Source organism: Acinetobacter sp. YH16032 (genome assembly GCF_013417345.1).
GTDB lineage: Bacteria > Pseudomonadota > Gammaproteobacteria > Pseudomonadales > Moraxellaceae > Acinetobacter.
Genome location: NZ_VPEE01000171.1, coordinates 1 through 1,082, shown reverse-complemented (window position 1 = coordinate 1,082; position 1,082 = coordinate 1). Strand labels below are relative to the sequence as shown.

The 1,082-nt window shown below is 38.6% G+C and carries 2 protein-coding genes; both read right to left on the bottom strand.

Annotated features, from left to right (window positions below):
- Positions 1-10 precede the first annotated feature (10 nt).
- Entirely contained in the window at positions 11-550 is a 540-nt protein-coding gene (locus FTV32_RS17225; RefSeq protein ID WP_141730351.1) for an IS630 family transposase, read from the bottom strand.
- 16 nt (positions 551-566) lie between these two features.
- Positions 567-1,022 carry a helix-turn-helix domain-containing protein gene (locus FTV32_RS17220; protein ID WP_180029172.1) on the bottom strand — a complete coding sequence of 152 codons (456 nt, stop codon included), beginning with the start codon at positions 1,020-1,022 and terminating at the stop codon, positions 567-569.
- Positions 1,023-1,082 lie beyond the last annotated feature (60 nt).

The window sequence follows — 1,082 nt, the reverse complement described above, 5'->3', positions numbered from 1 at the left end:
TAAGCTGTCATTAAAAAGTAAACATGTATTCTTTTCCGAATTGGTTTGATACTCTCTCCACCCATTGCTCTATTTTATCAGCTGTCATGACTTGAAAATCTCGCCAATAATATTTCATCTGCTTCCATACCATCTCGATTCGATTTAACTCAGGGCTATAAGCTGGAATAAAATACAAATTCGTCGAAAAGTTACTTTTAAGTAGCTCTCTGTAATCAGCCATCTTTTTACTTCTATGAATCGAGGCATTATCAACAATAAGAACCAATGGAAGGTTATAAGTCTGTTTTACTTGTTGAGCTATTCCAGTTAAATAGGCATAAAACCAAGTGCTTGTAACTGACTCTTGTAAACAACTTGTCACCAGTTTCCCCGTTGAAAGCAAACACCCCATGACATTAACTCGTTTTAATCTTATTGCATCAACCGCATGAACATCACCTATCTTTGTCCATGCATAGCGGTTATCAGGTGTAGATGAAAACCCTGTTTCATCAACATAACCTAATATAATTTCACCACGTGCCGCTTGCTCTCGTAATTTTTCAATCTGCTGTGTTGCTTGTTCAAATGCAATCGGATCTCTTTTTTTTCAAGCTATGACGGGTACGCTTGAAGACCATACCTGAATCACGTAAAAACTTACGAATGGTTTCAACAGACACGGACACTTCGTATTTTTCATGTAGTTTGACTCGGATTTGTTCTGCATTGAGTGGACTTGTATTGACCCAATCTAGGATTTTCGCCTGATAGTCTGAGATCAATGTATTGGGCCGACCTGAGCGATGACCTTCTTTAATCGATTCAAACTCATACAATTCCCAACGTCGGCGTTGTAGCCTTATGGTTTCTGGGATACGTTCTTGTAGAGTGGCAACTTCCGCAACACTTTTACCTTCAGAAAGCCAGAGAATAGTTTGGGCACGTTGTCTTTCACGCCAATGTTTTGCATGCTTGGCCAGAAAAATGAGTCGTTCTCGCTGTTCTAAACTAAGTGGTACAGAAACAATTCGAGGCATGTGTGAACATCTGTTAACTAAAAAAACTTTTTCGCATGATTAGTTATTTTTGTCAACTTA

Bases quoted from the DNA above. Each gene is read 5' to 3' on its own strand.
- FTV32_RS17220 (WP_180029172.1), bottom strand. From the start codon at position 1,022: ATGCCTCGAATTGTTTCTGTACCACTTAGTTTAGAACAGCGAGAACGA.